This window comes from Cupriavidus sp. 2KB_3, from assembly GCF_052115685.1.
GTDB classification, from domain to species: domain Bacteria; phylum Pseudomonadota; class Gammaproteobacteria; order Burkholderiales; family Burkholderiaceae; genus Cupriavidus; species Cupriavidus campinensis.
On record NZ_JBFRHD010000006.1, the window covers coordinates 70,516 to 95,066 of the forward strand.

General features: G+C 65.9%; 24 protein-coding genes and 1 pseudogene. 20 read left to right on the top strand and 5 right to left on the bottom strand.

Annotated elements, in window-relative coordinates:
- The first annotated feature begins 27 nt into the window (after positions 1–27).
- The 14 genes from AB4120_RS07810 to AB4120_RS07875 all read left to right on the top strand — a co-directional run bounded on the left by AB4120_RS07810 (position 28) and on the right by AB4120_RS07875 (position 14,091).
- Positions 28–1,887, top strand: coding sequence for a methyl-accepting chemotaxis protein (locus AB4120_RS07810; RefSeq protein WP_441642123.1), 1,860 nt, complete (start codon positions 28–30; stop codon positions 1,885–1,887).
- 101 nt (positions 1,888–1,988) lie between these two features.
- Positions 1,989–2,741, top strand: coding sequence for a DUF4088 domain-containing protein (locus AB4120_RS07815; RefSeq protein ID WP_149138679.1), 753 nt, complete (start codon positions 1,989–1,991; stop codon positions 2,739–2,741).
- A gap of 413 nt (positions 2,742–3,154) precedes the next feature.
- Positions 3,155–3,472, top strand: coding sequence for a flagellar transcriptional regulator FlhD (gene flhD, locus AB4120_RS07820; RefSeq protein WP_010812713.1), 318 nt, complete (start codon positions 3,155–3,157; stop codon positions 3,470–3,472).
- Positions 3,469–4,074, top strand: coding sequence for a flagellar transcriptional regulator FlhC (gene flhC, locus AB4120_RS07825; protein WP_144199847.1), 606 nt, complete (start codon positions 3,469–3,471; stop codon positions 4,072–4,074). The genes flhD and flhC overlap by 4 nt, the downstream gene beginning before the upstream one ends.
- 123 nt (positions 4,075–4,197) lie before the next feature.
- Positions 4,198–5,061, top strand: coding sequence for a flagellar motor stator protein MotA (motA, locus tag AB4120_RS07830; RefSeq protein ID WP_092295940.1), 864 nt, complete (start codon positions 4,198–4,200; stop codon positions 5,059–5,061).
- Positions 5,062–5,074: 13 nt separating this feature from the next.
- Positions 5,075–6,070 (top strand): flagellar motor protein MotB, encoded by a 996-nt coding sequence (gene motB / locus AB4120_RS07835; RefSeq protein ID WP_149138680.1) that lies wholly within the window; start codon positions 5,075–5,077, stop codon positions 6,068–6,070.
- Between the two features lie 61 nt (positions 6,071–6,131).
- On the top strand, positions 6,132–8,162 hold the full coding sequence (gene cheA / locus AB4120_RS07840) for a chemotaxis protein CheA (protein WP_149138681.1): 2,031 nt from the start codon (positions 6,132–6,134) through the stop codon (positions 8,160–8,162).
- A 33-nt stretch (positions 8,163–8,195) separates the two neighbouring features.
- Positions 8,196–8,690: a chemotaxis protein CheW gene (locus AB4120_RS07845; protein WP_092295931.1), complete on the top strand. Its 495-nt coding sequence runs from the start codon at positions 8,196–8,198 to the stop codon at positions 8,688–8,690.
- A 79-nt stretch (positions 8,691–8,769) separates the two neighbouring features.
- Positions 8,770–9,687: a CheR family methyltransferase gene (locus AB4120_RS07850; protein WP_144199853.1), complete on the top strand. Its 918-nt coding sequence runs from the start codon at positions 8,770–8,772 to the stop codon at positions 9,685–9,687.
- Positions 9,687–10,343, top strand: coding sequence for a chemoreceptor glutamine deamidase CheD (gene cheD / locus AB4120_RS07855; protein ID WP_149139364.1), 657 nt, complete (start codon positions 9,687–9,689; stop codon positions 10,341–10,343). Before AB4120_RS07850 ends, cheD begins: the two co-directional genes overlap by 1 nt.
- 22 nt (positions 10,344–10,365) lie before the next feature.
- A complete protein-coding gene (locus AB4120_RS07860; protein WP_149138682.1) occupies positions 10,366–11,442 on the top strand; it encodes a protein-glutamate methylesterase/protein-glutamine glutaminase in 1,077 nt (358 codons plus the stop codon).
- Positions 11,443–11,513: 71 nt separating this feature from the next.
- A complete protein-coding gene (gene cheY, locus AB4120_RS07865) occupies positions 11,514–11,900 on the top strand; it encodes a chemotaxis response regulator CheY (protein ID WP_144199859.1) in 387 nt (128 codons plus the stop codon).
- 12 nt (positions 11,901–11,912) lie between these two features.
- A complete protein-coding gene (gene cheZ / locus AB4120_RS07870) occupies positions 11,913–12,548 on the top strand; it encodes a protein phosphatase CheZ (protein WP_144199862.1) in 636 nt (211 codons plus the stop codon).
- 193 nt (positions 12,549–12,741) lie between these two features.
- Positions 12,742–14,091, top strand: coding sequence for a M20/M25/M40 family metallo-hydrolase (locus AB4120_RS07875; protein WP_149138683.1), 1,350 nt, complete (start codon positions 12,742–12,744; stop codon positions 14,089–14,091).
- Positions 14,092–14,123: 32 nt separating this feature from the next.
- Here the strand turns inward: AB4120_RS07875 and AB4120_RS07880 are convergent, their stop codons facing one another.
- A complete protein-coding gene (locus tag AB4120_RS07880) occupies positions 14,124–15,074 on the bottom strand; it encodes an ABC transporter substrate-binding protein (RefSeq protein ID WP_441642124.1) in 951 nt (316 codons plus the stop codon).
- Between the two features lie 327 nt (positions 15,075–15,401).
- Between AB4120_RS07880 and AB4120_RS07885 the strand changes: the two genes are divergently transcribed.
- Entirely contained in the window at positions 15,402–16,295 is an 894-nt protein-coding gene (locus AB4120_RS07885; RefSeq protein WP_149138684.1) for a hypothetical protein, read from the top strand.
- A gap of 12 nt (positions 16,296–16,307) precedes the next feature.
- Here AB4120_RS07885 and maiA read toward each other — a convergent pair whose 3' ends face one another.
- Both maiA and AB4120_RS07895 read right to left on the bottom strand, forming a co-directional pair.
- Positions 16,308–16,943 carry a maleylacetoacetate isomerase gene (gene maiA, locus AB4120_RS07890; RefSeq protein ID WP_441642125.1) on the bottom strand — a complete coding sequence of 212 codons (636 nt, stop codon included), beginning with the start codon at positions 16,941–16,943 and terminating at the stop codon, positions 16,308–16,310.
- Positions 16,944–17,019: 76 nt separating this feature from the next.
- Positions 17,020–17,547, bottom strand: a pseudogene (locus AB4120_RS07895) (thioredoxin family protein); the annotation flags it as partial.
- Positions 17,548–17,785: 238 nt separating this feature from the next.
- Here AB4120_RS07895 and AB4120_RS07900 point away from each other — a divergent pair.
- The 5 genes from AB4120_RS07900 to AB4120_RS07920 all read left to right on the top strand — a co-directional run bounded on the left by AB4120_RS07900 (position 17,786) and on the right by AB4120_RS07920 (position 23,693).
- The gene (locus tag AB4120_RS07900; RefSeq protein WP_149138686.1) at positions 17,786–18,529 is read left to right on the top strand and encodes a response regulator; all 744 of its coding nucleotides are present in this window, start codon (positions 17,786–17,788) and stop codon (positions 18,527–18,529) included.
- Between the two features lie 2 nt (positions 18,530–18,531).
- Positions 18,532–19,851 carry an ATP-binding protein gene (locus tag AB4120_RS07905; protein ID WP_149138687.1) on the top strand — a complete coding sequence of 440 codons (1,320 nt, stop codon included), beginning with the start codon at positions 18,532–18,534 and terminating at the stop codon, positions 19,849–19,851.
- Between the two features lie 125 nt (positions 19,852–19,976).
- Entirely contained in the window at positions 19,977–20,684 is a 708-nt protein-coding gene (locus AB4120_RS07910) for a YceH family protein (RefSeq protein ID WP_144199878.1), read from the top strand.
- A 202-nt stretch (positions 20,685–20,886) separates the two neighbouring features.
- Complete coding sequence (locus AB4120_RS07915) at positions 20,887–22,674, top strand: ATP-binding protein (RefSeq protein WP_441642126.1); 1,788 nt, start codon at positions 20,887–20,889, stop codon at positions 22,672–22,674.
- A gap of 155 nt (positions 22,675–22,829) precedes the next feature.
- Positions 22,830–23,693 (top strand): oxidoreductase, encoded by an 864-nt coding sequence (locus tag AB4120_RS07920; RefSeq protein ID WP_149138688.1) that lies wholly within the window; start codon positions 22,830–22,832, stop codon positions 23,691–23,693.
- Positions 23,694–23,729: 36 nt separating this feature from the next.
- Here AB4120_RS07920 and AB4120_RS07925 read toward each other — a convergent pair whose 3' ends face one another.
- Both AB4120_RS07925 and AB4120_RS07930 read right to left on the bottom strand, forming a co-directional pair.
- Positions 23,730–24,011 carry a type II toxin-antitoxin system RelE/ParE family toxin gene (locus AB4120_RS07925; RefSeq protein WP_244844735.1) on the bottom strand — a complete coding sequence of 94 codons (282 nt, stop codon included), beginning with the start codon at positions 24,009–24,011 and terminating at the stop codon, positions 23,730–23,732.
- Between the two features lie 5 nt (positions 24,012–24,016).
- Positions 24,017–24,481, bottom strand: a complete 465-nt coding sequence (locus AB4120_RS07930; protein WP_313817493.1) for a hypothetical protein — start codon at positions 24,479–24,481, stop codon at positions 24,017–24,019.
- Between the last annotated feature and the right edge of the window lie 70 nt (positions 24,482–24,551).

The following is a 24,551-nucleotide window of genomic DNA, read 5'->3' on the forward strand; positions in this document are numbered from 1 at the left end:
TCTTTTTTGACAGAAGGGGGTAGTTCTATGCAGTGGTTCAATCAACTGCGCGTTACGACCAGGCTCATTGCCGGCTTCCTGGTCGTTTCCGTAATCGGCGCCATCGTCGGCCTGCTGGGCGTTGTCAATATGGGGCGCATGGCGGAATGGACCGGCAAGATCTACAACAGCGACCTGCAGGCACTGAAAGCCGTGCAGGACGGCAATATCAACCTCGTCTACGCCAGCCGCTCGCAGATCGCGCTGCTGTCCGCCTCGACGATGGGCGAGCGCGCCACCGAGAAGGAGACCATCGAGAAATCGCTGGCCGCCATGGAGTCGCGCGTGAAGGCCGCCAAGGACTCGTTCACGGCGCCGGAAGGCCAGGCAATGGTCAAGCAGTATGAAACGCTGCTGCCGGCCTTCCGCGAGCGCATGGAGAAGTATGTGGCGCTGGTTGGCAAGCAGCCGCTGGACACGTCGCAGTTCGAGTCCACCGTGTTCACCGAGAGCGCCGACCTGCTCAAGGACAGCCGCGCGCTGGAAGACGTGCTGTTCAAGATGGTCAAGCGCCGCGACGAGCGCGCCAAGGCCAACATGGAGGAATCGACCAGCGTCTATAACAGCTCGCGCGTGCTGATGCTGATCCTGGTGGTGGGCGGCCTGGGGCTTTCCGTACTGCTGGGCTGGTTCCTGGCGCGGCAGCTGTCCAAGCAGCTGGGCGGCGAGCCGGATTATGCGGCATCCATCGCCTCGCAGATCGCCGAGGGCGACTTCTCGGGCAAGGTGGCGCTGCGCAGCGGCGACCGTGGCAGCCTGCTGCTGGCGATGAGCCAGATGCAGGAGCAGCTGTCGTCGATGGTGCGCGAGTTCAAGGAATCGGCCGAATCGATCGGCACGGCATCGCGGGAGATCGCGGCTGGCAACAACGACCTGTCGCAGCGTACCGAGCAGCAGGCGGCCTCGCTCGAGGAAACCGCCTCGAGCATGGAAGAGCTGACCAGCACGGTCCGCCAGAACGCCGACAACGCCCGTCAGGCCAGCGGGCTGGCTGCCAATGCCTCGGAGACCGCCGTGCGCGGTGGCGAGGTGGTGGGCCGCGTGGTGCAGACGATGGACGAGATCAACGAGGCCTCGCGCAAGATCGTCGACATCATCGGCGTGATCGAAGGGATTGCCTTCCAGACCAACATCCTGGCGCTGAACGCCGCCGTGGAAGCGGCGCGGGCCGGCGAACAGGGCCGTGGCTTTGCCGTGGTGGCGGGCGAGGTGCGCAGCCTGGCGCAGCGTAGCGCCAACGCGGCCAAGGAAATCAAGGGCCTGATCGGGGACACCGTGGCGCGCGTGGACAACGGCGCGGCGCTGGTGGGCCAGGCGGGTACGACCATGGGCGAGATCGTCCAGGCCGTGAAGCGCGTGACCGACATCATGGGCGAGATCAGCGCAGCCTCCGCCGAGCAAAGCTCGGGCATCGAGCAGGTGAACCAGGCCGTGGCGCAGATGGACGAGGTGACGCAGCAGAACGCCGCGCTTGTGGAGCAGGCCGCGGCTGCGGCGGGCTCGCTGCAGGATCAGGCGATGAAGCTCCAGGATTCGGTGTCGGGCTTCAAGCTGTCGCATGACGACGTGGCGCCGTCGGCGCCCGCGCTTGGCCTGTCGGCTGCGCCAGCGGCGCGTTCGGTGGCCCGGCCCGGCGCGAAGGCGGTGACGTCGGGGCTGAAGGGGGCCAAGGCCCGTGGCGCGCGTAACAAGGCTGCCGGCACGGCGCTGGTCGTGGCCGGTGCGGGTGCGGGTGCGGCGGCAGCGGAAGCCGCCGACGACACGGAAGCGGCCGAGCCGAAGCTGTTGCGTCCGTCCGCCACGGCGGCCGGTAATGGATCCGACAACGGCGACTGGAGCGCATTCTGACCGGCCCCACGCCGTTCTGACTGCCGTGCCCAGTCGCGCCGTGCGCCCCGGCTGCAGCGTTGTAAAAGCCGCGCCGGGGCGCGTTTGCATGCGATGACATCATGACTACCGATATCAACCTGTCGCTGTCGGCCGAAGCCACGGCAAGGCTGCGCGCGGATTTCGACGCCTTTGTAAAAGTTTCCACCGGCATCGACCCGCAGTTCGTGCCGCCTGCGTTCGACGACTTCCTGCGGGCGCGGCTGATGCAGCAGGATGGCCCGCTGACCGAGCGTGCCGTGATGCGGCTGCTGGCTAGCGGCGAATACGGCTGGGCCAAGAAGGTCTTCGACAAGCAGTTGCCCAACGCGCTGGCTGCACTGATGCGCGATGCCCAGCGCTTCGGCTTCGGCCTGGCCATCCAGCCCGACTGGACGCCGCAGCAGCGCGTGGAGCACGCGCGGGAGTGGGCCACGCAGATCCTCACCGAGGCCGGCGCCGACGCCGCCTTTACCGAAGCGCTGGCCGCGCAGATTTCCGCGTCGGCCATCGACATCCGCACGCTGGAGGAGCGCATGCGTACCCCGGCGTGGCGGATTTCCGACAGTCTTCGCCAACGGGCGTATGACGTCATGTATGCGTTACAGACCGAGCAGAGCGAGGCGCTGGGCCGCAGCAAAGTGGGCGAGATGCGCGCGCTGCTGGGCCTTGCGCTCGAGTACGGCTCGGTCAGTGCCGAGGAAGCCGCGCGCATGCTCGAGCAAGTGGAGCGGGCGCGACCCCAGCTGTTCCGCGAGGCGCCCGACGACGTCTTCGCGCGGCTTGCCGCATGGTTGCGGCGCGTGTTTAGCCAAGGCGCGCTGGTTCGTCAATAGTGGAATCTGCTGGCCTCTGTCTGGCCATGCCATGTCCACCGCACAAGGCGTGTATCCGTTTGGTACACGATGCGTTACGTGCTTGAACGCGCTTGATGTAAACCACAAGCAGGCGCGTGCTGGTGTTACAAATTCGGCGGGCCATGTCTTTTCCTTGCGACATTTGCCAGACCCCAACTCAAGTAGGGATTGGCATTCCGGGCCGATTGCCGATATAAACGTAACAGTTTCACTTACACTCTGTAACAGATGTAACGTTTCAGAGAGAAGGTGTAACCGGGCGAAGTTCTTTCGTAGTACGTCGTACCCATCGAACACGCACTAAACGATCTGGTCGCCGGCCAGTGTCCCCACGGACACAAAGCCGGTAAGCGCCGGACAAGCGGTCGAAGGGTTTTGGTAGCGGGGAAAAATTGGAAAGCAGTGAAGTTCTCCAGGAGATCAGGGAGGTCAATCTCGCCTATCTTCTGCTTGCGCAACGACTGGTGCGCGAAAACCAGGTGGAAGCCATGTTCAGGCTTGGCGTCAGCAAGGAAATTGCCGACATTCTTGCCAAACTGACCTCGGCGCAACTCGTCAAGCTGGCAGCATCGAACATGGTGCTGTGCCGTTTCCGCTTTGACGATCACGCGCTGCTATCCACGCTCACCCACACGGCCAAGAGCCATGATATGCAGCAGATCCACGCTGCTATCCTGCTGGCCCGGCAACCTGTGGAGTCGCTCAATTGACCGCGCTCCTACAGGCCCAGCCGGCCCGCAGCTTTACGGCCACCCCTGCCCCCAACCGGAAAAGCGTCCTGCAGGACGCGAACCAGACCCAGCTCGCCATCGAGCTGATTGGCCTGGGCGCGCGCCTGCAGGTGCTGGAAGCCGAGACCACGCTCTCGCGCGACCGGTTGATCCGCCTCTACAAGGAGCTGCGGGGCGCGTCGCCGCCCAAGGGCATGCTCCCGTTCTCGACTGACTGGTTCACCACCTGGCTGCCGAATATCCATTCGTCGCTGTTCTTCTCCGCGTACCAGTTCATGGTGCAGGAAGGCGAGACGTCGGGCATTCGTGCCGTAGTGGCCGCTTACCGTCTGTACCTCGAGCACGTTTCGCTGCTGGGCGGCGAAATTGTCTTAAGTTTCACCCGTGCCTGGACGTTAGTACGGTTTTTCGAGAGCAATATGCTGCAGCTTTCCTCGTGCACATGTTGCGGCGGACAGTTCGTGACACACGCTTATGAGCCGCACGCGAACTTCGTGTGCAGCCTGTGCCGTCCGCCGTCGCGTGCTGGGAAAGTGAAGAAGCTCTCGAAGGACGCCGCAGCCACGCTGACTGAAGCCTGATTCCATCGGGCCAGACGTCCGCGCGGCAATCGGGCTCCCCGGGACGGGTGAGCGGTGACCCCGCTCGCCCCTACAGGATGCCCGTGCGTGCCTGACGCGTGTTTTTCAGACGGGGATCCGATCGTGCTAGTAGTTATTGGCTATGTCGTCGTGGTGGCATCGGTGCTGGGCGGTTATGCCATCACCGGCGGCCACATGGGCGCGCTTTATCAACCGGCGGAGCTCATCATTATCGGCGGTGCCGCATTGGGCGCCTTCGTCAGCTCCAACAGCGGCAAGGCCATCAAGGCCACCATGAAGGCCATGCCGATGCTGCTGCGTGGCTCGAAGTACAACAAGGAGTTGTACCTCGACATCATGGCGCTGCTGTACGTGCTGCTCTCCAAGGCCCGCCGCGAGGGCATCCTGTTCCTCGAGAAGGAAATCGCCGACCCGGCGGCCAGCAGCGTGTTCAGCCAGTATCCGCGCATCCTGGCCGACGCGGTGATGATGGAATTCCTCACCGACTATCTGCGCATGATGGTCAACGGCAACATGAACGCCTTCGAGATCGAGGCGCTCATGGACCACGAAATCGAAACGTACCGCCACGAGGCCGAGATTCCTGCCCATGCGCTGTCGCGCGTTGGCGACGGCCTGCCCGCCTTCGGCATCGTGGCCGCGGTGATGGGCGTGGTGCACGCGCTGGCCTCGGCAGACCTGCCGCCGGCCGAGCTGGGTGCCCTGGTGGCCCACGCCATGGTCGGCACGTTCCTCGGCATTCTGCTTGCGTACGGCTTCGTCTCGCCGCTGGCCTCCCGCGTGGAGCACCAGGTGTCCGAGAGCGTGAAGATGTACGAGTGCATCAAGGTCACGCTGCTCGCCTCGCTCAACGGCTATGCGCCGCTGGTGGCGGTGGAATTCGGCCGCAAGGTCCTGTACTCCACGGTGCGGCCGTCGTTCCTTGAGCTCGATGACCACGTCCGCGAAGTCAAGAGCCTGACCTGACCGGAGAGACGTCATGAGCAGCGCCCAGGATCTGCGCCCGATCGTCATCCGCAAGGCCAAGTCGCATGCCAAGCCGCATGGCAACCACAGCTGGAAGATTGCCTACGCCGACTTCATGACGGCGATGATGGCCTTCTTCATGGTGATGTGGCTGCTGAGCTCGGTCTCGCCGAAGACGCTGGCCGGCGTGGCGGAGTACTTCCGCACCCCGCTCAAGGTGGCGATTGCCGGCGGCGACAAGAGCAGCCTGTCGAAGAGCGTCATTCCCGGCGGCGGCAAGGACGTGCAGGCCAAGGATGGCGAAGTGATGCGCGCGCAGACCAACGATCCGTCCGACGCCCAGCGCCGCCGGGACCAGCTGGACACCGAGCGCCTGCGCGCCCTGAAGGGCCGCCTCGAACAGATCATCGAGAACAACCCGGTGCTGCGCCAGTTCCGGCCGCAGCTGTTGCTGGACATCACGAGCGAAGGGCTGCGCATCCAGATCCTGGATACGCAGAACCGGCCGATGTTCCGCACCGGCAGCGCCTCGGTGGAGCCGTACATGCGCACCATCCTGCGCGAGATCGGCCCGGTGCTGAACGAGATGCCGAACAAGGTGAGCCTGTCCGGCCACACCGACTCGGCCACGTACATGATGGGCGAGCGCGCGTACAGCAACTGGGAGCTGTCGGCCGACCGGGCCAACGCCTCCCGCCAGGAGTTGATTGCCGGCGGCATGCAGGAAGGCAAGGTGCTGCGCGTGCTGGGCCTGGCGGACACCATGCCGCTGGAAAAGAACGACGTGCTGGCCCCGGTGAACCGCCGCATCAGCATCGTGGTGCTGAACAAGCGGGCCCAGGCGCAGTTCGAATCCGAAAACGCGAGCGCGGCCGAAGTGTCCGTGCAGGCGCAGAAGGGCCGTGCCGCAGAGGAATTGCAGGCACAGGTGGAGCAGGCGCAGGCGGCATCCGCGCCGGCGGCCAGGCCGGCCGGCAGCGGCGCCGCCGGCAAGGGCAAGATCGAATGAGGCGTGCCGCCCGTGACAGGGCGGCACATCTTCCAGAGCAATTTAGCGAGTCAGGACGGTCATGTCTGTCGATATCGATATCACGCAGTTTTATCAGACCTTCTTTGAAGAGGCGGAAGAACTGCTCGTGGAAATGGAGCAGCTGCTGCTCGGGCTGGACATCGAGTCCCCCGATTCGGAAGAGCTGAACGCCATTTTCCGTGCCGCGCACTCCATCAAGGGCGGCGCCGCCACCTTCGGCTTCGCGGCACTGACCGCGACCACCCACATTTTCGAGAACCTGCTCGACCGTACGCGTCGGCGGGAACTGGCCCTCAACCGGGTCATCATCGACACCTTTTTGGAAACCAAGGACGTGTTGCAAGATCAGCTCAACGCCTACCGCAACGGCACCGAACCCGATCCGGAAACGCTGGCGCGCATCTGCGCCGTCCTGCAGCAGCTGGCCGAGGAAGCCGGCGGCGAGCCGGGCCATGCGCCGGCGGCCGCGCCCGCTCCGGCCCCGATGGCCGCCGCGCCCACTGCCGCTACCGGTGGTGGTGGTGGCAACCTGAAAATCAGCCTGCTCAAGGTATCGGCCGCCGACCAGGCGCTGCTGCGCGAGGAAATCGCCAACCTGGGCGAGATCACCGGCCAGCAGGAAGCCGACGGCGACCTCGTCATCTGGCTGAACAGCCAGTGCAGCGCCGACGACATCATCGCGGTGTGCTGCTTCGTGATCGACGACAAGCAGATCACCGTGGAAACCGTGGACGGTGGCGCTGCCCCGGCCGCCGCTGCACCTGCGCCGGCCCCGGCCCCGGTGGCTGCTCCGGCCCCCGTGGCCGCTGCCCCGGCTGCCGCCGCGCCCGCCAAGGACAAGGAAAAAGCCAAGCCGGCTGCCGGCGCCGCCGCGCACGCGCCGGATTCCGGCTCGATCCGCGTGCCGACCGAGAAGGTCGACCAGATCATCAACCTCGTGGGCGAACTGGTCATCACGCAGTCGATGCTGGCGCAGACCGCCTCCTCGCTCGACCCGGTGTTGTTCGACCGCCTGTTCTCGGGCATGGGCCAGCTGGAACGCAACGCGCGTGACCTGCAGGAAGCGGTGATGTCCATCCGCATGATGCCGATGGACTACGTGTTCTCGCGCTTCCCGCGCCTGGTGCGCGACCTGGCCAGCAAGCTCGGCAAGCAGATCGACCTGGTCACGTTCGGCAAGGCGACCGAACTCGACAAGAGCCTGATCGAACGGATCATCGACCCGCTGACCCACCTGGTGCGTAACAGCCTGGACCACGGCATCGAGACCCCGGAAAAGCGCGTGGCCGCCGGCAAGGAGCCGACGGGCCAGCTGATCCTCTCCGCGCAGCACGCGGGCGGCAACATCGTCATCGAAGTGAGCGATGACGGTGGCGGCCTGAACCGCGAGCGCATCCTGGCCAAGGCGATCCAGAACGGCCTGCCGGTGTCCGAGAACATCAGCGACGAGGAAGTCTGGCAGCTGATCTTCGCGCCGGGCTTCTCGACTGCCGAGGTGGTCACCGACGTGTCCGGCCGCGGCGTGGGCATGGACGTGGTCAAGCGGAACATCCAGGAGATGGGCGGGCACGTGGAAATCGCGTCGCGCCCGGGCAATGGCACCACCACCCGCATCGTACTGCCACTGACGCTGGCGATCCTGGACGGCATGTCGGTGCGCGTGGGCGAGGAAACCTTCATCCTGCCGCTGAACTGCGTGATGGAGTCCCTGCAGCCGAAGTCCGAGGATGTGCACACCGCCGCCAACGGCGAGCGTGTGATGAACGTGCGTGGCGAATACCTGCCGCTGCTGGAACTGCACAAGGTCTTCAACGTGACCGGCGCGCTGCAGGAGCCGACGCAGGGTATCGCCGTGATCCTGGCCGCCGAGGGCAAGCGCTTCGCGCTGCTGGTGGACCAGTTGATCGGCCAGCACCAGGTGGTGCTGAAGAACCTCGAAACGAACTATCGCAAGGTGCCCTGCATCTCGGCCGCCACGATCCTCGGCGACGGCAGCGTGGCCCTGATCGTAGACGTGGGCGCGCTGCAGCGCACCGGCGTGCGCCGCCAGGACGCGGTGGTTGCACAGTAACTGACAGCATAGCGACAGCAAAGGAGCACTGACATGGCCGGCATCGGACACATCGATACCCAGGCAGGCGAAGCCTCTGGCCAGGAATACCTGGTCTTCACGCTCGGCACCGAGGAATACGGCATCGATATCCTGAAAGTGCAGGAGATCCGCAGCTACGAGACCGTCACCCGCATCGCCAACGCGCCCGGCTTCATCAAGGGCGTGACCAACCTGCGCGGCGTGATCGTCCCGATCGTGGACCTGCGCCTGAAGTTCGACCTCGGCAACGTGCGCTATGACCACCAGACCGTGGTGATCATCCTCAACGTGGCGGGCCGTGTGGTCGGTATCGTGGTGGATGGCGTCTCGGACGTGCTGACGCTGACCGGTGACGATATCAAGCCGGCGCCGGAGTTCGGCGTGTCGGTCTCGAACGAGCACCTTACCGGACTCGGCTCGGTGGAAGGCCGCATGCTGATCCTGATCGACATCGAACGCATGATGACCAGTTCCGAGATGGAGCTGGTGGAAGCCGAACTGGCCTGATCGGGCCAGCCGGCAAGATCGCCCAGAAGCCCCATAAGATTTACCCGCCGACCCCCGGCACTCCACGAAGATATACACCATGACGCCGCTCCGTTCTTCCTCCAGCGCCATCGGGAAGCCAGGCGCGGTTGCCGCACCCGCCGTACCGGTGCTGGCGCCGCTGCGCGACGACATGCGTGACTTCCTGCTTACCGAGCATGATTTCGAGAAGGTGCGCGCGCTGATTCACAAGCGCGCGGGCATCTCGCTCGGCAGTCACAAGCGCGAGATGGTCTACAGCCGGCTCGCGCGGCGCCTGCGTTCGCTGGGACTGGCCGATTTCGGCAGCTACCTGGCCCTGCTCGAGTCTGATGATCGCTCCCAGGAATGGGAGTTCTTCACCAACGCGCTGACCACGAACCTGACCTCGTTCTTCCGCGAGGCGCACCACTTCCCGCTGCTGGCCGAGCACGCCAAGAAGGTTGGCCGGCCCTACAGCGTGTGGTGCGCGGCGGCATCGACGGGCGAGGAGCCGTACTCCATCGCCATCACCCTGGCCGAGGCGCTGGGCGACCGCGCCGGCACGGTGCTGGCCACGGACATCGACACCCAGGTGCTGGCCAAGGCCCGCGCCGGCGTGTACACGGCCGAGCAGGTGGGGCGACTTTCGCAGGAACGGCTCAAGCGGTTTTTCCTGAAGGGCACCGGCGCACGTTCGGGCTCGGTCAAGGTGAAGCCGGACCTGGCTTCGACGATCACCTTCGAGCCGCTCAACCTGCTGGCGCCGGAATGGGGATTGCGCGAGAAGTTCGACGCCATCTTCTGCCGCAACGTGATGATCTATTTCGACAAGCCGACCCAGGGCCGCATCCTGGAACGGTTTGCCCCGCTGCTCAAGCCGAATGGCCTGCTGTTCGCCGGCCATTCCGAGAATTTCTCGTATGTCACGCGCGCATTCCAGCTGCGCGGACAGACCGTGTACGAACTCGCCGGCAAGGGCGGCAGCGGAGGTGCATGATGCGTACGCCCCAGATGCCGGAAGCCATTGCCACCCGCAAGTACTTCGACCGCGAGTTCGGCAAGCAGGCCATCAAGCTGCTGCCGAACGAGTATTACGTGAGCGGCGAGGATGTGGTGCTCACCACGGTGCTCGGCTCATGCGTGGCCGCCTGTATCCGTGACGAGGTGGCGGGCGTGGGCGGCATGAACCATTTCATGCTGCCGGACGACGAGAACGCCGGGCCGGACCGCATGCTGTCCGCCTCGATGCGCTACGGCTGCTACGCGCTGGAAGTGCTCATCAATGAACTATTGAAGATGGGCGCCCGGCGCGAGCGCCTGGAAGCCAAGGTTTTTGGTGGCGGCGCGGTACTGGCGAACATGACGACCCTCAATATTGGGGATCGGAATGCCGATTTTGTATTGAAGTACCTGAAGACCGAAGAGATTCGCGTGGCGGCGCAGGACCTGCGCGGCCCGCACGCGCGACGGGTGAGCTATTTCCCGCGCAGCGGCCTGGCGCTGGTGCGCCGGCTGACTCGACAAGACGATACGGTAGGCGTGGAACGCGAGGAGCGTGCGCTGGCACGCGCGATTTCCACCTCCACGAAGGCGCCCGTACGAGGCGCAGTGGAATTGTTTACGCGGCAGGCCACGGCAAGGGTGCCGACCTGAAAATGAGACGTAGAGACCAGATATGACCGCCGCGAAGATCAAGGTGCTGTGCGTGGACGATTCCGCGCTGATCCGCAGCCTGATGACCGAGATCATCAACAGCCAGACAGACATGGAAGTGGTGGGCACTGCCCCCGATCCGCTGGTGGCGCGCGACCTCATCAAGCGCCTGAACCCGGACGTGCTGACGCTGGACGTGGAAATGCCGCGCATGGACGGGCTCGATTTCCTCGAACGCCTGATGCGCCTGCGGCCCATGCCGGTGCTGATGGTGTCGTCGCTGACCGAGCGCGGGTCCGAAATCACCATGCGCGCGCTGGAACTGGGTGCGGTGGACTTCGTCACCAAGCCCAAGCTGGGCATCCGCGACGGGCTGATGGAGTACACGGACACCATCGCCGACAAGATCCGCGCGGCGTCGCGTGCCCGGGTGCGGGCCCCCCGCGCCGAGGGCGCGGCAGAAGGCGCGCCGCCTGCGCCGGTGCTGCGCACGCCGCTGCTGTCGACGGAAAAGCTGATCATCGTGGGCGCGTCCACGGGCGGCACCGAGGCCATCAAGGAATTCCTGATGCCGCTGCCGCCGGACTGCCCGGCCGTGATGATCGTCCAGCATATGCCGGCCGGCTTCACCAAATCGTTCGCGCAGCGGCTGAACGGCCTGTGCCGCATCACGGTCAAGGAGGCCGAGCACGGCGAGCGTGTGCTGCCCGGCTACGCGTACATCGCGCCGGGTGACTCGCACCTGCTGCTCGCGCGGAGCGGCGCCAATTATGTGGCGCACCTGTCGCAGGAAGCGCCGGTGAACCGGCACCGCCCGTCGGTGGATGTGCTGTTCGACTCCGCTGCCGTGCACGGCGGCAAGAACGTCACGGGCGTGATCCTGACCGGCATGGGCAAGGACGGCGCGCGCGGCATGCTGCGCATGCGCGAGGCTGGCTCCTACAACCTTGCGCAGGACGAGCAGTCCTGCATCGTGTTTGGCATGCCGAAGGAGGCCATCGCCACCGGCGGCGTGCATGAAGTAGTGCCCCTGCATTCGATGAGCCAGCGCGTCATGGCGCACCTGGCCACCTTCGGTGCGCGGGCGCAGCGCGTGTAGGGCACAGACCCTGGGCACGCGCCGGGCGCAGTTTTCGTATTTGTTATCCACAACCGTATTGGAGCCGTAAAGTGGACAAGAACATCAAGATCCTCGTGGTCGACGACTTCCCGACCATGCGTCGGATCATCCGTAACCTGCTCAAGGAACTCGGTTTCACCAACGTGGAAGAAGCCGAGGACGGCGCCGCCGGCCTGGAGAAGGTGAAGGACGGCAGCTTCAACTTCGTGGTGTCCGACTGGAACATGCCGAACATGGACGGTCTGACCATGCTGCAGTCGATCCGCGCGATTCCCGAGATCGCCAAGACGCCGGTGCTGATGGTGACGGCCGAGGCCAAGAAGGAAAACATCATTGCTGCGGCTCAGGCTGGCGCCAATGGCTATGTGGTGAAGCCGTTCACCGCGGCGACGCTCGACGAGAAGATCACCAAGATCTTTGAGAAGCTGGGTCAGTAAGAGGGGCACGACATGTCGACGACTCCGACTTTCAGCAATGAATCGGCCGAGCAGATCATCCATCGCATCGGCAACCTTACGCGGATGCTGCGCGATAACATGCGGGAGCTGGGGCTCGACAAGGAAATCGAGCGGGCCGCACAGGCCATTCCTGACGCGCGCGACCGCCTGAGCTACATCGCCGCCATGACCGAGCAGGCCGCAGAGCGCACGCTCACGGCCGTGGAAATGGCGCAGCCGCTGCAGGAAGATCTCGAAGCCAAGGCTAACGCGCTGGACAAGCGCTGGGAAGCGTGGTTCGAGACCCCCGTGGAACTGGGCGATGCCCGGGCCCTGGTGCTCGATACGCGCGAGTTCCTGACCGAGGTGCCGCAGAAGGCCAAGGCCACGGGCAGCCACCTGCTCGACATCATGATGGCCCAGGACTTCCAGGATCTGACGGGCCAGGTCATCAAGAAGATGATGGACATGATCCGTTCGCTGGAGCAGGAGCTGCTGCAGGTACTGATCGACAACGTACCGGCCGAACGCCGCGTGGAAGCACCGCCCACGCTGATGAACGGCCCGCAGATCAACCCCGAGGGCAAGGCCGACGTGGTGTCGGACCAGTCGCAGGTGGACGATCTGCTGGCAAGCCTGGGCTTCTGACGCCGCATCAGGTCAATCGCAGGATGCAACGGGACAATCGCGTGGGGCGATTGTCCCGTTTGTTTTTGGAGACGGCGCGTCGAGCACATTGCGGCGTTCGCTGGCAGAATGTGACCGCTCCCCGGCTTCGCGGTACCGAGCAGGTCCCGGGCCGGGCCTTCGTGTCGTATCACTGCCAGAGGATACCGTCGCCATGCCCGCCGTTTGCCGTACCGTCTTCGCCCGTCACGCTGTTCCGTTCGCCACGCTGGCCTTCGCCGGTATCGCCGCCGCGCAGACGCTGACGGTGCCGCAGGTCTCGCCCCAGGTTGACAGCACCTATACGCGCCTCGAGGCTTCGCCGGTGGTGAAGAAGCTGCTCGACGACGTCAAGGCGGACGACGCCCGCGCGCTGGCCGAACTGAAGACGATGACCGAGATTCCCGCGCCGCCGTTCAAGGAGTCCGCACGCGCCCAGTACTTCGTGTCGCGCCTGAAGGCGCTGGGGCTGGCCGATGCGCGCATCGACGCCGAAGGCAATGCCATCGGCATCCGCAAGGGCACCGGCAAGGGGCCCAAGCTGCTGGTCTCTGCCCACCTCGACACCGTATTCCCGCAAGGCACCGACGTCACCGTGAAATCCCGCGACGGCAAGCTCTACGCGCCCGGTATCGGTGATGACACGCGCGGCCTGGCCGTGCTGCTGTCCTGGCTCAAGGTGCTCAACGAAAACAACGTCCGCACCGTGGGGGACATCGTGTTCGTTGGCAATGTTGGCGAGGAGGAGCTCGGCAATCTGCGCGGCATGAAGGCGGTATTCCGCGATCACCCCGATATCGACGGCATGGTCGGCCTGGAGCCGGGCACCGGCGAGCGCGTGCTGACGCAAGGCACCGGCAGCCATCGCTACGAAATCACGTTCCGTGGCCCGGGCGGCCACAGCTTCGGCGCGTTCGGCCTGCCCAGCGCCATCCAGGCGATGGGCCGCGCGATTGGCAAGGTCAGCGACGTGCGCACGCCGACGGACCCGAAGACCACGTTCACGGTGGGCACGGTGGCGGGCGGCACATCGGTCAATGCCATCGCTGGCGACGCCAGGATGGCCGTCGATATCCGCTCCAACGGCACGCCTGCCCTGCTCGAGACCGAGAAGCACATCATGTCCGCCATCGCATCGGGCGTGGCCGACGAGAACGGCCGCTGGTCGCCCACCAAGGGCAACGAGATCACCTTCCAGGCGCGCCAGATCGGCGACCGGCCGGCGGGCCAGACGGCCACCGACTCGGTCATCGTGCAGTCGGCGGTGCGGGTGATCAAGGCCAACAGCAAGGAAGCGCCCAGCCTGCGTGGGGGCAGCACCGATGCCAATGTGCCGATGTCGCTCGGGATTCCGGCGGTCATTCTCGGCAGTGGCGGCAAGTCGGGCGGTTCCCACTCGCGCGACGAATGGTTCGACCCGACCAATGCCCACGAGGGCGCCCAGTGGGCACTCACCACGGTGCTCGGGCTGGTAGGTGTCGACGGCGTGAGCGAGCCCTTGCTCGCCAGGCGGCCAGCGAAGTAGGGCGCTGCCCCGGAGCGCTGTCAGGCGGGCAGTCAGGCGGGCAGTCCGAAGCGGGTGTCGAACGTCGATGCCACTTCGAGCCGCTGCTTCAGCAGGCCGGACTTGAGGTAGAAGTCAGCGGTCTGCTGCTGGGTGGCGACCAGGCTGGCATCGATCGGCTGCCAGGTCGTGTGGCGCCGCTCGAACTGCAGCCGCGCCGCCTCCGGCGAGATACCGATGATGCGGGCCAGCGTGGCGGAGAACTCCGCCACGTGTTCATAGGACCAGACCTGGGCGCGCACCACGCGCTGGAGGAAGTCCGCCAGCACCGCGCGCTTGGCGGCCAGCGCCGCGTCGGTGGCGGCCAGGTAGCTGAGCCCCGACCACAGGCCGCGCCCGCTGACAAGCACGCGGGCGTGTCTGCTGGTCTCCGCCATGGCCGTGTACGGTTCCCAGGTCGCCCAGGCATCGACGGAGCCGTTGGTCAGCGCGAGCTTGGTATCGGCCGGTGGCAGGAAGCGGATATTCGCGTCCTCGGGTTTCAGGCCGGCCGACGCCAACGCCTTCAGCGTCACGAAATGGCCGATCGAGCCCCGGTTCGTGCCGATGCTCTTGCCCTTGAGGTCGGCCGCGGTCTTCAGCGGCGAATCGGGGCGCACGAGGATCGCGGTGCCGTAAGGGTCGGACCGATTGGCCCCGATCAGCTTGATCCGCGTACCCGCTGCGAGCGCGAAGATTGCGGGCGCATCGCCAATCGGCCCGCAATCGACGGCGCCGGCATTGAGCGCCTCGGCCAGCGGCGCGGCGGCCGGGAACTCGGTCCACTGGATGTCATAGCCAATGCCCTTGAGCGCATCGGCGGATTCGAGCAGCGCGCGCAGGCCGCCCTTTTGATCCCCCGCCTTGAGAACGGGGCGCGACTGCCCCCGCGCGGTGGAAATCAGCACGGGTGCAGCGGCAAGCGTGGCGCCAAAGCGCAGGAACTGGCGGCGGGAAGCGGTCATCGGAATCCGTTCGAACAAGGCCGGACTGGCCAATAGTCCAAGACCCTACGCCGTGCCCCCCGCGATGCGAACGAATGTTTTCGCGCTTTGTTATGCGGGGGTGGCGGCTTCTCGCAACGCCCCACAATCTTTCAGAGTCGTCTTATCGAAAATCGCCCCGGCTTTCCGGACACTGACTGCGTGCGCGCCGCTCGGCGGCAGAAAGCAAAAAGGCCGCACGAATGCGGCCTTTCCACTCATTGGCGTCTTGGATCGTGGCGGCTGTCGAAGGATTGAGAGCGCAGTCAAGATTGAGTTCCAAGCGCGTACGACGCTATCGTAACTGGAATGAGCAGTCTGAAGCAAGAGTATTTGGAGGGCATCATCAGGGCCATCTCGCGACCGAGACTGAGTACCTACAGAAGGTTCTTCTCGGTGGCCTCGGATCGGGAGGCGTATGGCGTCTATTGCTGGAGCGAAGCGCTGGCCGGATACCTGGCGGATGCACTGCGCCTTGCGGAGGTCGTGATGCGCAACCGCCTTCATCAAGCATTTGGACAACACTACGGTGCCAGCCAGGCAAACGCGTCCGGTGATTGGTACAGTGCCATCAAACTTGCACCAACCTCGGCTGAGGCGGTGCGCAGGATTACGCATGAGCGCTTGCGCATCCAGGGTCGAATGGCGTGGGTGAAGCGTGTTCCAGACGTGTCACCGGACGATGTGGTCTCCAGGCTGACGTTTGGGTTCTGGCCCCATTTGCTCGATGCGGAGGCCGATGCGGGGGGCAGCCCGATCGCATGGGGGCCGATCCTCGTGGATGCGTTGCCCGGCCATCGATACAAGGCCGTTGCGTACTGGGCGAGCCAGCGGAACCGGGACAAGTTGTTCGCCAGAATGGACTACTGCAACTGGCTTCGCAACCGCATCGCCCATCTTGAGCCGGTCTGGAAAGCCGGGCCGCTGCTGGTGGAAGACCGGGCGCGTCAACACTTCACGCCGCGCATCGTTGCGCCAGCCCCAAGAACGCCCGCGGAGGCCATCGCTCGCATGTCCTTGAGTTATGGCCGAGTTCTCGAGCTGATGGGCTGGTTTTCCCCTGAACTGCGCGCCACACACGCGATTGGCGAGGCGCACTATCAGTTCGTCTCGCTCAACTCATTGGCCGCGCTTGCGGCATTCCGGCGCCATTGCGGATACCGGCAGGCGCGGCCCGTCGCCCTCTGGGTCCCACTCCCCTAGCCATCCCCCGGATCAGCACCGCGCCGCCGGCACATTCTCCGCAAACGCCTTGATGTCCCGCAGCCGATCCATGATCTCCGCGATATTTGGCCATTGCTCCAGTTCGATACCCGCGCGCTCGGCGTTGATCGATTGCGGGAACAGGAAAATGTCCGCGATCGTCGGCGTGTTGCCGGCCACGTAGGGGCCGGTGCGGCGGGTGGCGAGGCGGGCTTCCACGGCGCTCAGGCCTTCCAGGATCCAGTGGCGGATCCACGCCACGACGCCCGTCGCGCCCATGCCGGGGATCCTGGCGAGGTGGGCGGCCACGCGCGGTGGCACCAGCGCATGGATTTCACTGGCGATGGCCAGGGCGATCGAGCGGGAGAAGGCGCGGCCCGCACCGTCCTTGGGCAGCAGTGGCGGCAGCGGGAAGCGCTCGTCCAGGTACTCGACGATAGCCAGTGACTGGGTCAGCAGTTCGCCCTCGTCGGTCTGCAGCGCCGGCACCAGGCCTTGCGGATTGATGCCGAGGTAGTCCGCCTGCCGGTTCTCGGCGCCGTCGCCCAGGATGCCGACGGTGACGATGTCCACCTGCACACCCTTCATGGCCAGCGCGATGCGCACGCGCGACGTGGCCGACGAAATCTCGTTTGCGTAAAGCTTCATGCGGAATCTCCTTGGGTTGGCCGCCGGCTTACTGCGCCGGTGCCGCAGTGGGTGCCTGTGCCGCGCCGCCAGCCTTGGCTTCCTTCAGCAGCGACTGGATGATCTGCTCGGACTGCTCGTAATCGCCTTCGCCCACGTGGTAGTGGCGGATGCGCCCGTTCGCGTCGATGAAGTACAGCGCCGGCCAGTAGTTGTTCTGGAAGGCGCGCCAGATCTTGTAGTCGTTGTCCACGGCGATGGGGTAGGTGAGCTTGAACCGCTTCAGGGCGTCCCGGACGTTGCCCACGTCCTTTTCGAACGGAAACTCGGGCGTATGGACGCCGATCACGGTCAGCCCCTGGTCCTTGTACTTCTCGGCCCACTTGCGCACATACGGCAGGGTGTTGATGCAGTTGATGCACGAGTAGGTCCAGAAATCGACCAGCACGACCCGGCCACGCAACTGTTCGAGGGTCAGCGGGGACGAGTTGAGCCAGGTCGTCGCGCCGTCCAGCGGGGGCGCCGGGGCGTCCATGCGGGCGGCACGGGCGTCGCCCAGCCCCGGAAACTGGCCGCTGGCCAGGCTGATGCCGACGGCGGCAACTGCCGCCAGCGCCATGGCGCCAAAGGTGCGGCGCGTGAAGGAAGAGGGGGTGGTCATGGCAGTGCGCTCCGTTCGGGTGGTGTATGGTCGCTATCAGACACCGTGCGCGTGTACCGGATGTATCGCCCGCCGGCCGCCAGGTAAGGTATTGTCTGCCCGGCTTGGCCAGATACATTGGCATACAAAGGGAAGTGCAACCAATCGCCAGAGCGGGCAAACTCCGCTCATCGCCACTGAAACCTACCGAGAGCGCCGCCAGATGGACGCCCACATCGACCATATCCTTGTTGTTGACGACGACCGCGAAATCCGCGAGCTGGTTTCCACCTACCTGACCCGCAACGGCCTGCGCGTGACCATTGCGCCGGACGGCCGCCACATGCGGCAGTTCCTGGAGTCGAACGTCGTCGACCTGATCGTGCTGGACATCATGATGCCCGGCGACGACGGCCTGACGCTGTGCCGCGAACTGCGCGCCGGCAGGCACAAGAGCACCCCGATCCTGATGCTGACCGCCCGCAGCGACGAGACGGACCGGATCATCGGCCTCGAGATGGGCGCCGACGACTACCTCGCCAAGCCGTTCGCCGCGCGCGAGCTGATGGCGCGGATCAAGGCGGTGCTGCGGCGCACACGGATGCTGCCGCCCAACCTCCAGGTGTCCGAGGCGGGCCGGCTGCTCACCTTTGGCGACTGGCGCCTCGATACCACGGCACGCCATCTGCTGGACAAGGACGGCACCGTCGTGGCCCTGAGCGGCGCCGAATACCGCCTGCTGCGTGTATTTGTCGACCATCCGCAGCGCGTGCTGAACCGTGACCAGCTGCTGAACCTGACGCAGGGCCGCGACGCCGAGCTGTTCGACCGCTCGATCGACCTGCTGGTCAGCCGCCTGCGCCAGCGGCTGGGCGACCACGCCCGCGAGCCGATCTACATCAAGACGGTGCGCAGCGAAGGCTATGTGCTGGCGATGCCTGTCGAGATCACCGAGGCACGCGAATGACCATGTCCGCCCTGGTAGCGCCGCCGCGGGTGCGCTGGTGGCCCGGCACCCTGAGCGCGCGGCTGTTCCTGATCCTGCTGGCGGGGCTGGTCATCGCCTATGCGATGTCGTTCACGGTGCTGTTCATGGAACGCTACGTCACCGCGCGCACGGTCATGCTGGGCACGCTGGAGAATGAAGTGGCGACCTCCATTGCCATTCTCGACCGCCTGCCCGCCGCCGAGCGCCCTGACTGGATCCACCGGCTGGACCGGCCGACGTACCGCTACATCCTCGGTCCGGGGCTGCCGGGCGTGCCCGACATGACCATGCGCGCCAAGGACATCGCCACCAAGATCGAGGAGGCGGCCGGCCAGCGCTTTCCGGTCCGGGTCGAGATGATTCCGGGCGACGGCAAGCGCCTGCAGGCGCACCTGACGCTGAGCGACGGCAGCCCGCTGACCATCGACGTCCACCCGGCCATGGCGCCGCTGGCGCGCTGGCTCCCCTATGTGATGGTGGCGCAACTTGCCCTGCTGGTGCTGTGCAGCTGGCTTGCGGTGCGGCAGGCCATCCGGCCGCTGGCAACGCTGGCCGATGCGGCGAACACGCTCGACCCGAACCAGACCACCCCGCGCATGAGCGAGACCGGCCCGAGCGAGGTGGCCCATGCGGCGGTGGCGTTCAACGCCATGCGTGACCGCATCGCCCAATTCGTGGAGGAGCGCGTGCGCATTCTGGCAGCCATCTCCCACGATCTGCAGACGCCCATCACGCGCATGAAGCTGCGTGCCGAGATGGCGGAGGAATCCGTGGAGAAGGACAAGCTCATCAGCGACCTGTCCGAGATCGAGCGGCTCGTGCGCGAAGGGCTGGCGTACGCGCGCAGCACGCACGTCGATGGCGAGGCCGATACGCGCATCGACATCGGATCGTTCCTGGAAAGCCTGGTCTACGACTACCAGGACACCGGCAAGGCCGTGACCATGGAGGAATGCGTGGGCGGGGCGATCGTCACGCGCCCGCATGCCTTGCGGCGCATCCTGACCAACCTGATCGACAACGCGCTGAAGTTTGGCGGCGCGGCCGAGATCGTCGCCCGGCGCGACGCCAACGGCGCCCTGCGGCTGATGGTGATGGACCGCGGCGCCGGCATCCCGGAGGAACAGCTCGATGCCGTGCTTCAGCCGTTCTATCGCGTGGAGGCTTCGCGGAACCGCGACACCGGCGGCAGCGGGCTGGGGCTGGCCATCGCGCAGCAACTGGCGCAGGCGCTGGGCGGCAAGCTGGCGCTGCGCAACCGCGAAGGCGGCGGACTCTCCGCGGAGGTGATCCTGCCCTGATGGATTGATGGATTGATGGTTTGATGGCTTGATGCGCTGCGGGGGGCGCTGCGGTTGCATCGTCCCCGCGCTTGCGATTCAATGGGCGCCTTCGCGTGATCGCGCCTCTCACCTTGATGTCATTGATGAATGCTACGACAGAAATCCCGGCGCGGCCGCCGCTGCGCGCGCTGACGGCGCTGGAAGGCCGCGTGCTCGCCGTGCTGCTGGAGAAGCAGTACACCGTGCCGGACACCTATCCGCTTTCGCTCAATGCGCTCGCGGCGGGTTGCAACCAGAAGACCGCGCGGTCCCCTGTGATGAGCGTGTCCGAGGACGAGATCCTGACGGCTATCGACGGTCTGAAGTCGCTGAGTCTGGTGTTCGAGGGCAGCAGCAGCCGGGTGCCGCGCTTCGAGCAGAACATGGCCAAGGTGCTTGGCGTGCCGAGCCAGTCGGCGGCGCTGCTGTCCACGCTGTTGCTGCGCGGCCCGCAGACGGCGGCGGAGCTGCGCCTCAACACGGCGCGCCTGCACGCCTTCGCGGATATCTCGTCCGTCGAGGCGTTTCTCGACGAACTGGCCGAGCGCAATCCGGCCCTCGTCATCCGCCTGCCGCGCGCCCCGGGCGAGCGGGAGAGCCGCTGGATGCATCTGCTCTGCGGCGAGGTCAGCGTGGCGGACCTGGCCGCACCACGTGGGGCCTCGGCGCCGGAAGCCGGCTCGTCGTCGGAATTGGAAGCGCTGCGCATCAGCCATCGTGAGCTGGCCGACAAGGTGGCGCGGCTGCAGTCCCTGGTCGAAGAGATGGCAGCACAGCTCGGCATCGACGTGGAGCCCGGGCGGCTCGCCTAGGCTCCCACCTACCCACCCGACTGTTCCCAAGCTTGATGGCAGTTGCGTTAAACCCGCCGCCCCGCCAACGTGGGGGTGTTGCGGGGAGGAATCAGTCCGCGCGCGCCGGGCGCCGTTTGCGTCTCGGCTTGAGGGGTTCGATGCTATAAAGGGGCGTCGGCCGTCACACGGCCCTGTTTGCCTGCGCCTTCCCGGAATCCTCATGAGCCAGCCCAGTGGCGACATCCAGTCCGCCATGGTGCGACTGCTGTATCGGCAGTCGCACGGGGTCCTGTTCGCCAACTTCGTGATTCCGGTGGCCGTCGTGTTCGTGCTGCGCCACAGCACGTACGCCGGCCCGCTGCTGTGGTGGATGGCGATGGTCTATGCCGTCACGCTCGCGCGCATCCTGCTCTCGATGGTGTTCTATCGGTATGAGTCCAGCGCCACGCCGCGCGCCTGGGCCAATCGCTTCGCAGCAATGTCATGGGTATCGGCGGCGTTGTGGGGATGGCTCGGCTCGACCGCGCTGTTCCCGCCGGGCGCCGAGTGGACGGCCTTCGCCTGCATCGTGCTGGCCGGCATGACGTGCGGTGCCGTGCCGGCGCTGTCTGCCCAGCCGCGCATCTACGTCGGCATGGTTTTGCTGATGGGCGGCCCGTTCATCGTCCACAATGCGATGCAGCCGGAGCCCATCTACAACGTCTACGCGGCGTTCGGCATTGCCATGATCGTGGTGAACAGCTATTTCAGCCGCGTCACCTATCACACCCTGCTGACCGGCGTGAAGCTGCGCTTCGAGAACCTTGCCCTGATCGGCCAGCTCGAGCATGAGCGCGACCGGGCGACCGCTGCCGACATGGCCAAGACGCGCTTCCTGGCCGCCGCCAGCCACGACCTGCGCCAGCCGGTGCATGCGCTGGGGCTGCTTTCCGCCTCGCTGGCGGCAGTGGCGGAGTGTGGCGATGTCCGCGCCGACGCAGCTTCGCAGATCAGCCAGCGCCTGAACGGCACGCTCGACCGCATGGGCGGACTGCTCGACGGGTTGCTGCACGTGTCGCGGCTGGACGCCGGCCTGATGCCGGCCCGGCGCCAGCCGTTGTCCCTGGGCAAGCTGCTCGCCGACTTGCGCGATGAGTACGCCGAGCAGGCCAGCCAGCACGGCAGCACGCTGCGCGTGCGGGTCACGCAGGCGTGGATCGACAGCGACCCCGAACTGCTGCGGCGCATCCTGGACAACCTGTTGAGCAACGCGCTGCGCTACGCGCCGCAGTCGCGCATCGTGGTGGGCGCCCGACGCCGGCCCGGCGCAATCGAGATCCAGGTTCTGGATAGTGGGCCCGGCATCGACCCCTCGCAGCAGGCGCTGGTCTTCGAGGAATTCACCCAGTTGCCCAATGTGCAGAGCGAACACGGGCTGGGCCTCGGCCTCGCCATCGTGCGCCGGCTGGCGGACCTGCTCGGCCATCCGGTGACCCTGCGCTCCACGCCCGGCCGTGGCAGCAATTTCTCGGTGACCGTGCCGCTGGCGCGCGATGCCGAGCCGGAAGCGTCTGCCCTGACCAGCGCCGAAGGCCTCGCCCCGGCGGACCTCCAGGCGCGTTATGGCGTGATGCTGGTCGACGACGATCCGCAGATCCTCGCGGCGCTGGGCGACCTGCTCGCGTTCTGGGGCCATACGGTCTATGCGGGTGCCACGGTGGAAGCGGTTTGCGCCGCGCACCAGCGCGCCCGCATCGTCGGCCCGGCCCCGGTGGACCTGATCCTGGCCGATTTCCGGCTGGCCGCGCAGGTGACTGGGCGGCAGGCCATCGCGTGGTTGCGCGAATACCTCGACACCGAGGTGCCGGGTCTGATCGTCACCGGTGACACGGCGCCGGATCGGCTCAAGGCGCTCCACGCCAGCGGCCTCCGGGTGCTGCATAAGCCGATTGCCGCACCGCTGCTGCGGCAGGCGATCGTCGAGACGGTGCGTGGCGGCGTCACGGTGGAAAGTGCGCATGCCGGCTGAGGTCGATTCACAACCAGTAGTTGCTTTTCATGCAATCCACATCACCATTGTTTGTGGAAGTCTGACTACCTACCATGGGTCTCAACGGTAACCGACGCGCCGCGGCGAACGCAGCGAAGGCCGGAACCGAGCCACCCAAATCCCAGGAGTCAGTCATGTCCGATTCGAAACAATCCCAAAAGAAGGTCTGGTTCATCACCGGTGCATCGCGCGGTTTCGGCACGCTGTTTGTCCGCAACGCGCTGGCGCGCGGCGACCACGTCATCGCCACGGCGCGCAACCCCCAGGCCATTGTCGATGCCATTGGCGATCAGCCTGGCCTGCTGGCGGTCAAGGTCGATGTAACCAGCGAAGCGGACGCCATCGAGGCCGTGCGCCAGGGCGTGGCCCGCTTCGGCCGGATCGACGTGTTGGTGAACAACGCCGGCTATGGCGTGCTCGGCGCGGTGGAGGAGACCAGCATCGCCGAAGCGAAGGCTAACTTCGACACCAACGTCTTCGGCATGCTCGCCGTTACCCGGGCCGTGCTGCCGCAGATGCGCCAGCAGCGCAGCGGCCATGTCATCAACATCTCGTCGCTGGGCGGCTACTCGGCCTATCACGGCTGGGGCGTCTATGGCGCCTCGAAGTTCGCGGTGGAAGGGCTGACCGAAGCCATGTCCCAGGAACTGGCCCCGCTGGGCATCCGCGCCACGGTGGTCGAGCCGGGCTTCTTCCGTACGGACTTCCTGAACGACAACTCGCTGGTCGCCACCAAGACCGAGATTGCCGACTACGCCGAGACCGTGGGCGCGATGCGCGTGTTCGCCGCCGGTGCCAACCATAACCAGCCGGGCAACCCGGAGAAGCTCGCCGAGGCGATGCTGCAGCTGGTGGACAGCGATAATCCGCCGCTGCGCCTGCCGCTCGGCTCCGACGCCGTCGCCCGCATCGAACAGAAGCACAAGTTCGTGGAAGCCGAACTGGCCGCCTGGCGCACCCTGGCTGAGTCGACGGACCACGCGGACGTGGTGCGGTAAGGCCGTCGCGGCAAGTCGGGCCGGGGCGCTGCGTCATCAGGCGCGACGCCCCGGAAACGCTTGGCGGGCGCCCACGATTCGAACAATTTCGATAATCTCGCGCCGCGGCTTGATCCGATAGACGAGGATATGCTCCTCGTCCAGCACGATCTGACGCGTGCCGGGCGCGCGACCGACCGCGTACATGGCCGGAAAGGCCATCAGCCGTTCGACCCGCTCGCGAATCAGATCGTCGAATCGTACGGCTGCCGTCGGGTTATGTATCAGGGTTCGTTCGAACAGTGCGCGGCGGTCCTTTCTTGCAGCGGCCCGCCACACGACGATCAAGCCTTGTCTCCCGGTTCTCCCGCCCGGGCCCGGACGGCAGCCTTCAGTGCGTCCATCTCCCGTTCCACCTCTTCGTGGGTTGCGGTGGGGCCTTTGTCCTCAAGCCCCCCCTGCACCTGCCCCTTGAACCACCGGTCATAAGCCGCCGCCTCATGGGCCGCGCGCATGCGCTCGGCGGCGTCCAGGCGTGGACGGGCGACGGGGGTGCCAGGCTGGAACGCCGTGGCGTCGACTTCGAATTCTGCAATCTGCATACGGACGAGAAAGGTGACCAACGTGTCGAGCTTCGGCCAGACGCGGATGTTGCCGCGCCGGACCACCAGGGTGCTCTCGCTCGTCCCGTACCGGACCACGATCCGCCAGCCGCCCGTCTGCGCCACGACGCGTACGCGCTGCAGGCTGCCGGATGCGGCCAGTTTTTCCAGCATGGCCTGGTCGATAGTCGCCGTCTGTGCTGTCATCGCATGTCCCCTGAAAGTGATCGATACGGAGGATATGCTACCAAATATCTATTGTTTGGCTGCCAGTTCA

Excerpts from the sequence above, each read along its gene's own strand:
- AB4120_RS07920 (WP_149138688.1), top strand. The coding sequence starts at position 22,830 with ATGTCCGATTCGAAACAATCCCAAAAGAAGGTCTGGTTCATCACCGGT.
- AB4120_RS07845 (WP_092295931.1), top strand. The coding sequence starts at position 8,196 with ATGGCCGGCATCGGACACATCGATACCCAGGCAGGCGAAGCCTCTGGC.
- AB4120_RS07910 (WP_144199878.1), top strand. The coding sequence starts at position 19,977 with ATGAATGCTACGACAGAAATCCCGGCGCGGCCGCCGCTGCGCGCGCTG.
- AB4120_RS07905 (WP_149138687.1), top strand. The coding sequence starts at position 18,532 with ATGTCCGCCCTGGTAGCGCCGCCGCGGGTGCGCTGGTGGCCCGGCACC.
- AB4120_RS07875 (WP_149138683.1), top strand. The coding sequence starts at position 12,742 with ATGCCCGCCGTTTGCCGTACCGTCTTCGCCCGTCACGCTGTTCCGTTC.
- maiA (WP_441642125.1), bottom strand. The coding sequence starts at position 16,943 with ATGAAGCTTTACGCAAACGAGATTTCGTCGGCCACGTCGCGCGTGCGC.
- AB4120_RS07860 (WP_149138682.1), top strand. The coding sequence starts at position 10,366 with ATGACCGCCGCGAAGATCAAGGTGCTGTGCGTGGACGATTCCGCGCTG.
- AB4120_RS07900 (WP_149138686.1), top strand. The coding sequence starts at position 17,786 with ATGGACGCCCACATCGACCATATCCTTGTTGTTGACGACGACCGCGAA.
- AB4120_RS07885 (WP_149138684.1), top strand. The coding sequence starts at position 15,402 with ATGAGCAGTCTGAAGCAAGAGTATTTGGAGGGCATCATCAGGGCCATC.
- AB4120_RS07915 (WP_441642126.1), top strand. The coding sequence starts at position 20,887 with ATGAGCCAGCCCAGTGGCGACATCCAGTCCGCCATGGTGCGACTGCTG.
- cheZ (WP_144199862.1), top strand. The coding sequence starts at position 11,913 with ATGTCGACGACTCCGACTTTCAGCAATGAATCGGCCGAGCAGATCATC.
- AB4120_RS07815 (WP_149138679.1), top strand. The coding sequence starts at position 1,989 with ATGACTACCGATATCAACCTGTCGCTGTCGGCCGAAGCCACGGCAAGG.
- AB4120_RS07880 (WP_441642124.1), bottom strand. The coding sequence starts at position 15,074 with ATGACCGCTTCCCGCCGCCAGTTCCTGCGCTTTGGCGCCACGCTTGCC.
- AB4120_RS07810 (WP_441642123.1), top strand. The coding sequence starts at position 28 with ATGCAGTGGTTCAATCAACTGCGCGTTACGACCAGGCTCATTGCCGGC.
- cheA (WP_149138681.1), top strand. The coding sequence starts at position 6,132 with ATGTCTGTCGATATCGATATCACGCAGTTTTATCAGACCTTCTTTGAA.
- motB (WP_149138680.1), top strand. The coding sequence starts at position 5,075 with ATGAGCAGCGCCCAGGATCTGCGCCCGATCGTCATCCGCAAGGCCAAG.
- AB4120_RS07850 (WP_144199853.1), top strand. The coding sequence starts at position 8,770 with ATGACGCCGCTCCGTTCTTCCTCCAGCGCCATCGGGAAGCCAGGCGCG.
- cheD (WP_149139364.1), top strand. The coding sequence starts at position 9,687 with ATGCGTACGCCCCAGATGCCGGAAGCCATTGCCACCCGCAAGTACTTC.
- AB4120_RS07930 (WP_313817493.1), bottom strand. The coding sequence starts at position 24,481 with ATGACAGCACAGACGGCGACTATCGACCAGGCCATGCTGGAAAAACTG.